Here is a 9,004-nt window from a genome sequence, read left to right on the forward strand (position 1 = left end):
AATGATTTAAAAAATAGAAATGAGAAATACTTAATAATAATTATGCGCAATGCATTCAGTTAATTAATTCACCTGAAAAATAACGAGAGCTTTAGAAATATTTTGCAATATTTTTACCGATTTAATTACATTTATTTTTGAACCAAAATAACAATCCATAGAATAGTATCAAAATCGTAATTACGGAGGGTGATTACATATATTCATATAAATTATCTTTAAAGGGAATATATAATGAAAAGAAAAGTTCTGGCAATCCTGGTACCCGCATTATTAATGGCTGGCGCAGCAAATGCGGCTGAAATCTATAATAAAAACGGCAACAAAGTTGATTTCTACGGCAAGATGGTTGGTGAACGCATCTGGTCTGACACTGACACAAGCAACAGTGAAAACAAAGATACGTCATATGCTCGTTTTGGTGTGAAAGGCGAAACACAGATCAATAACCAACTGACCGGTTACGGCCAGTTTGAATACAACATCGATGCCAGCGCACCTGAAGGTGACCAGGACGAAAGTACCCGTCTGGCATTTTCAGGTCTGAAAATGTCTGACTACGGCTCATTCGATTATGGCCGTAACTATGGCGTGGCTTATGACGGCGCAGCTTACACCGATATGTTGGTTGAATGGGGTGGAGACTCCTGGGCCGCTACCGATAACTTTATGACACAACGTACCAACGGTGTCGCAACTTACCGCAATACCGATTTCTTTGGTATGGTTGATGGTCTGAACTTCGCTGTTCAGTATCAGGGTAAGAAAGACGACCGGGATCGCTTCAAAGCAAATGGCGATGGCTACAGCATGTCTGTGAATTATAATGTAGACGGCTTTGGCTTTGTCGGCGTCTACGGTAAATCTGACCGTACTGACTTACAAACGCTTGACGGCTATGGCGACAACGCTGAAGTATGGGCACTGTCTGCTAAGTATGATGCAAATAGCGTTTACGCCGCAGTTATGTACGGCGAAACGCGTAACATGACCAAAGCAGGTTCTAATCGCGGTTTTGCTAATAAGACTCAGAACGTAGAAGCAGTCGTTCAGTATCAATTCGACTTTGGTTTGCGTCCATCCCTTGGCTATGTTTATTCTCAGGCCAAGGATTTCGGTGCAACTAATGGTTATGAAGGTGTCAACGCTGACCGCGTGAATTACATCGAACTTGGTACCTGGTACTACTTCAATAAAAACATGAATGTTTATACTGCATATAAATTTAACTTGTTGGATGAAGAAGACGGAGCCATTACGGGTAATGTGACGGACGATCAGTTCGCGATGGGTATTGTTTACCAGTTCTAATTCCCCAAAAATACTAAAGCCCGCACTCGCGGGCTTTTTTTCATTTATAAGAGCCGAATTTACGGCGCTTCCTGCAACGCCACGCGAATAAACCCGTTATTCTGCGCCAGCAGTTCGTGGGCTTTCCATGCATCCAGCCCGGTCAGTACCATCAGGACTGCCGTTTTACAGTTATGGTTACAGCTCTCCAGCGCGGCTTTTGCCTGCGCCCGGGTGCAGCCCCCCGCCTCCATCACAATGGCAATTTGTCGTTCGGCCCATTTGGTATTACGTGCCTCCAGATCCACCCGCAGGTTGCTGTAAACGCGCCCGGTCCGCACGGCCAGCCCGGTGGTGACCATCGAGAGGATCATTTTTTGCGCAATCCCCGCTTTGGTATTGCTAAAGCCTGCCACCACATCAGCCCCCAGCGCCGGGGCAATCACCATGCTTGCCAGCTGCGCCGCTTCACTTTGTGCATCACCGGTAATGATGGCGACCATAGAGCCCAGCGACCATGCATGGCGCATTGCCCCCCAGACCCACGGCGTTTTTCCGCTAACGGTAACCGCCAGCATCATATCGTGTTCACCAAACTTAATGGCCTGCAGATCGGCAACGCCACGCTCGTAGCTCCCTTCCCCTTCCTGTGCCGTCACGGCAATCACGGGGGTTTTGCCCGGCGCATATTCATCGGCAGCCTGTTGTGCGACACGGCCAGACGGCCCAGCCCCGACAATGACCAGACGGCCCCCGTGACTAAGCGTCGCCGCGGCGTTATCCACCACGCGGGCGATCGTCGTTAAACAGGGGGATATTGCAGCGGAAATGAGTGCATCTTCCTGGTGAATGACCTTCAGCATGTCCAGCGTGGACAATCTATCAATATTCATCGTGCTGGCGTGCCGTCTTTCCTTGACCGAACCGGTAAGCATAATGCTCATAAACAGCCTCCTTATTATGAGTACCCACACACTATAAAGTGTTTTATATGGATGACCTGCGAGGAGGGTCACGAAAAGAGGACCAAATCCACGCCTTTACATGGCTTTAAGAAACGCGCGTCATCAGCGATAATTACCCCTTTGTTAATCATCGCGGAGTATTGATGAGCGATTTGCAGCCTTTCCTTCTGACGCGCAAGCGCCCCATGAAACTGAACACGCTGGTCACGTTGATGGTATGCGCGATTATTGCCTCTGTGCTGCTTCTGGTCTTTGCGCTCTACTCCGTTCAGATCACCCGGGCCACCCGCGATGATGTCAAAGACACCGCACTGGGTATCGCCCGCACGCTGGCCGACAGCCCGGAGATCCAGCGAGGCCTGATGCAGTCCCCGCAGGCCGACATCATTCAGCCCATCGCCAAAGCGGTCACCCAACGCAACGATCTGCTGCTCACCGTGGTGACCGACATGCGCGGTATTCGTTACTCGCACCCGAACGAAGCACTGATTGGCCTGCATTTTATTGGCAACGATCTGGAACCCGCCCTGGAAGGTAAAGAGAACGTCTCGGTTAACCGGGGCGCCCTCGCCGAAGCGCTTCGCGTCTTTACCCCGGTTTATGACAGCCAGCACGATCAGATCGGGGTGGTGGTGGTCGGTATCTCCCTCAAAAAGGTGGAAGACCAGATTGCCCGCGGGCGGCTGAATGCGCTCTGGACGATATTATTCAGTATTTTTATGAGTTCGATGGCGATTTGGGGCCTGGTGCGGGTGCTGAAGCGCATTCTGTTCGGCCTCGAACCCTACGAAATCTCCGCCCTTTTCGAACAACGTCAGGCGATGCTGCAGTCGCTTCGCGAAGGCGTACTGGCCGTCGATATTCACGGGCGCGTGACGATGATCAACCACACCGCCAGAGAAATTTTACTGCTGCCCTCCGGCAAGCAAACGGAAAACGCCAGCGCACCACTTTTAGCCAGCCTGCGTGAGATTTCAAAAACCGGCGTCGCGCGCCAGGATCAGGAGATCAGCTGTAACGGTCGGCTGTTGCTGTGCAACATGGTGCCGGTCAAAAGCCAGGAGCAGGTCATCGGGGCGATCGCCACCTTCCGCGATAAAACGGAAATCAGCCAGCTGATGCAGCGCATTGATGGCATGGTCAACTACGTCGATGCCCTGCGCAGCCACACGCACGAGTTTATGAATAAACTGCATGTGATCCTTGGCCTGCTGCATATGAAGCGCTACGACAAGCTGGAGGAGTACATCATCCAGACGGCGCATAATTACCAGACGGATATCGGTACGATCCAGAGCAAGGTAAAATCGCCGGTCATTGCCGGGTTCCTGCTGGGTAAAATCAACCGGGCAAAAGAGGCGGGCGTCACCCTGACGCTGGCGGACGAAAGCCAGATACCGGATACCGCCAGCGAAGAGCAGGCCGCGGTGTTGATCACCGCGCTGGGTAACCTGATTGAAAACGCGCTCGACGCGATGGAAGGACAGCAGGAGGGCGAGATCGGCCTGCTGCTGCATTATCAGAATGGCTGGCTCAGTTGCGAAGTCAGCGACGATGGCCCCGGCATTGATCCCACTCAGCTGGAGGCTATTTTTACTAAGGGCTTCTCAACGAAAGGTGAAAACCGCGGCGTTGGGCTGTTCCTTGCTCGCCAGCAGATTCAGAACCTGGGCGGAGAGATCTCCGTGGAGTCTGAGCCTGGCGTCTTTACCCAATTTTTTGTTCACATCCCCTGGGATAGCGAGAGGAATATCGCGTGATAAATGTATTAATTGTCGATGATGACGCCATGGTGGCCGACCTCAACCGTCTGTATGTCAACCGTGTTGAAGGCTTTAGCTGCTGCGGTGTCGCCTCCACGCTCAACCAGGCGAAGGCCATGATTAACGACCCCGGTCAGCCGGTCGATCTGGTGCTACTGGATGTCTATATGCAGCAGGATAACGGGCTGGATCTGCTGCCCGTGATTCGCGCGTCCGGCCGCCCGATCGATGTCATTATGATCTCCTCGGCCGCCGATGCCGCCACGATCCAGACCTCTATCCACTACGGCGTGGTGGATTACCTGATCAAACCCTTCCAGTTCCCGCGCTTTGAAGAGGCGCTCAACGGCTGGAAAGCGAAGCATAACCTGATGGAATCGCATCCGTATTATGAACAGGCCGACGTTGACCGCCTGATCCACGGCGGAGCGCCGGAGCTGGCGGACAGCAAAAAGCTGCCGAAAGGGTTAACGCCGCAGACGCTGCGCACGATCTGCCAGTGGATTGACGCCCACCCGGAGATGGAGTTTTCCACCGATGACCTGGCGAGCGCGGTGAATATCTCCCGCGTGTCGTGCCGCAAATACCTGATCTGGCTGGCGCAAATCAACATTCTGTTCACCAGCATTCACTACGGTGCCACCGGGCGGCCAGTGTATCGTTACCGTCTCCAGCCGGAACAGACGGGGCTGCTTAAGCAGTACTGTCAGTAACGCGGTAGGTATTATCCAGCAACGTAAAGCGGAAGTGGTGCATCGATGAGATCACCACTTCTTTTGTTTTGGTCACAAAAATGGCTTCAATATCCGGGCGAGAGCGCAGCACCGCGCAGCCCTTCTCTATGCCCATGCCGTACATCAGCGTGGTCCAGATATCGCCGTCGATAGACTCTTTTGACACGATTGTGACGCTGTCCAGCGCGTTGTCCAGCGGGTATCCGGTGCGCGGATCGAGAATATGGTGATAGCGCTTGCCGTTTTGCTCAAAGAAGCGCTCGTAGGTTCCTGACGTCACCACGGAGCGGTTTTCCACCGTCATCGCGCCAATCAGCGCGTCGCTGACGAACGGTTTTTTCAGCCCGACGCTCCAGCCCCCTTCCGGTGAGCCCAACGTCTGGATATTTCCCCCCAGGTTGATGAGTCCCCGCTCGGTCCCCTCTTTGTGCAGGTAATCCCGCACCCGGTCAGCGATATAGCCTTTGGCGATGGCGCCCAGGTCGATCTCCATGCCTGCTCTCGCCAGAAACACGCTGCTCTGCGCCTCATCAAGGATGACATCCTCAGGACGGGTAATCGCCAGCAGCGCCGCAATGTCATCAGCAGGCGGAACGCTGTCACCCCGGAAACCAATTTTCCAGCGCTTCACCAGCGGGCCTATCGCCAGATTAAAGGCGCTGTCCTTAAGCAGGCTTGCCGCTTTTGCACAGCGGATCAGTTCGAACACCGGTCGGCTGACGATGACCGGATGCTGACCAGCCGCGTGGTTGATGTCCATCACCTGCGAGTGGGCACGGTTGACGGTAAGCAGATCTTCATACTGTTTGATGAGTCGAAACACGCGGGAGGCGAGGGCTTCGTCATGGGAGAAGAGTTTCAGGAGGATGGGGGAACCCATCAGGACGGCGGAGTAACTGTAAACACGGTTATCTGACATGCATGTTTCCTCAGATGTAGCCCCGGCAAGCACCGCGCCGCCGGGGAAATCGCCGGATAACGTTGCGTTTATCCGGCCTACAACACAGGTGCTTTATGCCATTTTTGCGCGCATCGCCGCCTGATGTCCGGCAAGGGTACCAAAAATAATGATGTCTGCCACCGCGTTACCGCCGATACGGTTACCGCCGTGGATCCCGCCGACCACTTCACCCGCAGCAAATGCCCCTGGCAGCACGTTGTGGTTGCTGTCCAGCACGCAGGTTTCAGTGTTGATGGTCACACCGCCCATGGTGTGGTGCACGCCCGGCGCAATCTGAATGGCGTAGAACGGCCCTTCATTGATTGGCGCACGCAGCGCGGTGGTACGGCCAAAATCATCGTCGTGCTGTTTCTCGACAAAGCCGTTGTAGCGTTCCAGCGTTGCCAGGAAGGCGTGATGATCCATGCCCAGCGCTTCGGCCAGGGCTTTTGGTGAGCTGGCGCTGGTCACGAACCCTTTGGCGATGTACTCATCCGCAGCTTTGTTTTTGGCGCGTACGTGTTCATCAAAGACGATGTAAGCGTATTTCTCTGGCAGCGCGATGATCTGCGCGGAGACTTTGTCGCGGGTCGACATTTCGTTGTAGAAGCGCTCCCCTTTCTGATTGACCAGAATCGCCCCGCCGCCGCGGATGGATTCGGAAATCAGGTACGAGGTTTTCTGCTCCACGGTGGGGTGAATCTGAATTTCGCCTATATCCACGGTGCCCGCCCCGATGCGCTCCAGAAGCGCTATACCGCCGCCGGTGGCCCCTTTATGGTTGGTGGTGACGAATCCTTCCAGGTCCGGACGGTATTTCACCACCATCTGGCTGTTGGCGCTGAAGCCGCCGGTCGCCACAATCACGCTTTTGGTTGCCACGATGACGGTTTCATTCTCTTCGGTCGTCAGGCGCACGCCGGTCACTTCGCCGTTTTCGAAAATAATGTCACTGACGGAGGTATCCAGCATCACCTCGATGTTGCGTTTGTTGACGTTACGCACCAGACCGCTGATCAGATAGCCGCCTACTGCAGAACCGTCTTTTGGACGGTGAGTACGGTCGATGCTCATCCCGCCGGTGGTGGTGATGTCGTTGAGCATAATGCCGCGGGTTGCCAGCCACTCAATTGCTTCCGGTGCGTTCTCGACAAAGCGACGCAGCAGTTCCGGGTTGTTCTTGTTACCGCCGCCTTTCAGGCTTTCCTGGTAGAACAGTTCTTTGCTGTCCTGAATACCCTTCACGCGCTGGAAGCGAGTTTCAGCGGCGTTCATCCCGGCAGAAGCTTTGATGGTGTTACCGCCGATGGTTGGCATTTTCTCGACAATCAGCACGCTTGCGCCTTCGTCGTGCGCCTGAATCGCCGCCGCCAGACCGGCACCGCCGCTGCCCACGACAACCACGTCAACGCTGCGGGTTTCGTTCGGGTCAACGCCCTCCTCTGCCGCCAGCGCTCTACTGGATTTCAGCATCGCTTTAGAAACCGCTTTTTTCACCGCTTCACTCTGGCTGGTTGCGCCGGTGATGGCATCCACGTGCGGGGTGTTGGCATCCAGAATGCGGGTACGGATCTCTTCGAAGCTGGTCACAAACTCAACGTCTTCGCTTGGGCCGGAGGCCAGCGCGATGTCCGCAATGCGGTCGGTTTCCAGGCTGACGTTAATCACCAGCTCGTTAGCGTCGTCCTGCACTTTCTCGACGAAGGTGCCCGGTTTGAATTTAGACTCGCCCATGCTCATGTCGCGGATCATCGCTTCCACCAGCGAGAAACGCCACAGCGGTTCCGGAATGCTCAGCTCCTCGCGTTTGGTGCTGTCCATAAACAGTTCAAGGCTTTCGCCAGCCGCAATGCGGTCTGTCCAGTCCGGATAAGCGATGGTGGCGCGGCCAACGGCAATCAGGTCGTAACCGTGGTCCAGCGCGTCATTCACGTCTGAAGCATTCACCACGCCGCCCACGCCCATGACCGGAACCTGCGCCAGCGTTTCTGAACGCATCGCGCAGTATTTTTCGATGAGCGGGGTCGGGTCCTGGGTGTCAACAATCGAAGGACGCAGGGTTGCACCGACGGAGAAGTGCAGGTAATCCACGCCGCGCGCGGCCAGTTTCTCCAGCAGGTACATGGTGTCTTCAAAACGGATGCCCGGGACTTCCAGCTCTTCAGGGGAGAAGCGGTAACCAATGATGAAGGCATCATCCGCGTACTGGCGCACCATTTTGTGCGTAATGTCCAGCACGGCCAGCGGGAACTTCGCGCGGTTGTCGCGGCTGCCGCCCCACTCGTCATCGCGCTGGTTAGAGTTCGGTGAGTAGAACTGCTGAATCAGGTAGGTGTTGGCCCCGTGGATTTCCACGCCGTCGAAACCGGCCTGAATGGCGCGACGCACAGCTTCCCCAAACTTGCCGATCATTCCTTCTACTTCTTCGGCGGTCAGTGCAACCGGCGTTGCGGCACCGTCACGCGGTGCGGCCACCGCGCTTGGGCCAACCGGGGTACGGCCACCAATCAGTTTTGGGTCAACCATACGGCCGCCGTGGTAGATCTGCAGCAGCGCTTTCGAACCTTTGGATTTAATCGCCTCTGCGATTTTCGCCAGCCCGGCAATTTTCTCGTCGTTATCAATACCGATGGCGCCCGGGAAGGCGAGACCGAGATCGTCAACGAAGCAGCACTCCACGATGATGGTACCGATGCTGCCGGAGCGAGCCCGGTAGTACTCCACCAGCTCACTGGTGACAGTACCGTCATAGTAGCCGGTACAGGTGGTCATCGGGGCCATTAACAAACGGTTTTTCAGTTCAGTGCCATTCGGTAATGTGAAGGGGCTAAGAATGCGTTCGTTAGTGCTCATAATAGAAACTCCAAACTTTTAAAATTAAGAATTCGTTATCGGGTTTAATTTTTAAATTGGTTGTTATTTGCCGATGTCATGATACTAATATAATGATTTTTTTAGTTTCTAAAGCCATTACGTTAGTTAAAAAACTATTTAATCCCTGAGATAACAGAAATAACACAATGGTGTTAGTGATAATAATTCACCCGTTTACAATAATTTAAAATACGTTAAATAAATATTGGTCATACCAATTTCACTTAACCATAAAAACTTCAATAAAATCAAATAATAAAAAGAATACCAGATTTTGGATTGTTACAAGAATGATAAAGAAAACGATAAAAATAAATAATAACCCCATACGCCAGAGTGGTTATTAATAAAAGCACGAAAATAACGCTGCACTTCTGTTTTTTTGATCCTGATCAATAGTTGCAGCATCCAAAAGCGCAATATAAAAACATCATGTTC

6 protein-coding genes are annotated in these 9,004 nt (G+C 53.5%); 3 read left to right on the forward strand and 3 right to left on the reverse strand.

Going from position 1 to position 9,004, the window contains the following annotated elements:
* The first annotated feature begins 234 nt into the window (after window positions 1–234).
* Window positions 235–1,311 carry a porin gene (locus tag L977_RS18400; protein ID WP_023330824.1) on the forward strand — a complete coding sequence of 359 codons (1,077 nt, stop codon included), beginning with the start codon at window positions 235–237 and terminating at the stop codon, window positions 1,309–1,311.
* Between the two features lie 59 nt (window positions 1,312–1,370).
* Here the strand turns inward: L977_RS18400 and L977_RS18405 are convergent, their stop codons facing one another.
* Window positions 1,371–2,234, reverse strand: coding sequence for an N-acetylmuramic acid 6-phosphate etherase (locus L977_RS18405; RefSeq protein WP_014884412.1), 864 nt, complete (start codon window positions 2,232–2,234; stop codon window positions 1,371–1,373).
* Between the two features lie 164 nt (window positions 2,235–2,398).
* Between L977_RS18405 and L977_RS18410 the strand changes: the two genes are divergently transcribed.
* Both L977_RS18410 and dcuR read left to right on the forward strand, forming a co-directional pair.
* Complete coding sequence (locus L977_RS18410) at window positions 2,399–4,015, forward strand: sensor histidine kinase (protein ID WP_047626507.1); 1,617 nt, start codon at window positions 2,399–2,401, stop codon at window positions 4,013–4,015.
* Complete coding sequence (dcuR, locus tag L977_RS18415) at window positions 4,012–4,731, forward strand: two-component system response regulator DcuR (protein WP_014884414.1); 720 nt, start codon at window positions 4,012–4,014, stop codon at window positions 4,729–4,731. The genes L977_RS18410 and dcuR overlap by 4 nt, the downstream gene beginning before the upstream one ends.
* Here the strand turns inward: dcuR and L977_RS18420 are convergent.
* Entirely contained in the window at window positions 4,712–5,671 is a 960-nt protein-coding gene (locus L977_RS18420) for an FAD:protein FMN transferase (protein WP_045135165.1), read from the reverse strand. The genes dcuR and L977_RS18420 overlap by 20 nt on opposite strands.
* Window positions 5,672–5,764: 93 nt before the next feature.
* Window positions 5,765–8,545: a flavocytochrome c gene (locus L977_RS18425; protein WP_047626508.1), complete on the reverse strand. Its 2,781-nt coding sequence runs from the start codon at window positions 8,543–8,545 to the stop codon at window positions 5,765–5,767.
* Between the last annotated feature and the right edge of the window lie 459 nt (window positions 8,546–9,004).

Origin of the sequence: Enterobacter sp. ZOR0014, from assembly GCF_000798855.1 — a bacterium.
GTDB lineage: Bacteria > Pseudomonadota > Gammaproteobacteria > Enterobacterales > Enterobacteriaceae > Enterobacter > Enterobacter kobei.

What these genes read in the sequence shown, in the direction of transcription:
- L977_RS18405 (WP_014884412.1), bottom strand. Translation starts at nt 2,234, where the DNA reads ATGAGCATTATGCTTACCGGTTCGGTCAAGGAAAGACGGCACGCCAGC.
- L977_RS18420 (WP_045135165.1), bottom strand. Translation starts at nt 5,671, where the DNA reads ATGTCAGATAACCGTGTTTACAGTTACTCCGCCGTCCTGATGGGTTCC.
- L977_RS18410 (WP_047626507.1), top strand. Translation starts at nt 2,399, where the DNA reads ATGAGCGATTTGCAGCCTTTCCTTCTGACGCGCAAGCGCCCCATGAAA.
- L977_RS18400 (WP_023330824.1), top strand. Translation starts at nt 235, where the DNA reads ATGAAAAGAAAAGTTCTGGCAATCCTGGTACCCGCATTATTAATGGCT.
- L977_RS18425 (WP_047626508.1), bottom strand. Translation starts at nt 8,545, where the DNA reads ATGAGCACTAACGAACGCATTCTTAGCCCCTTCACATTACCGAATGGC.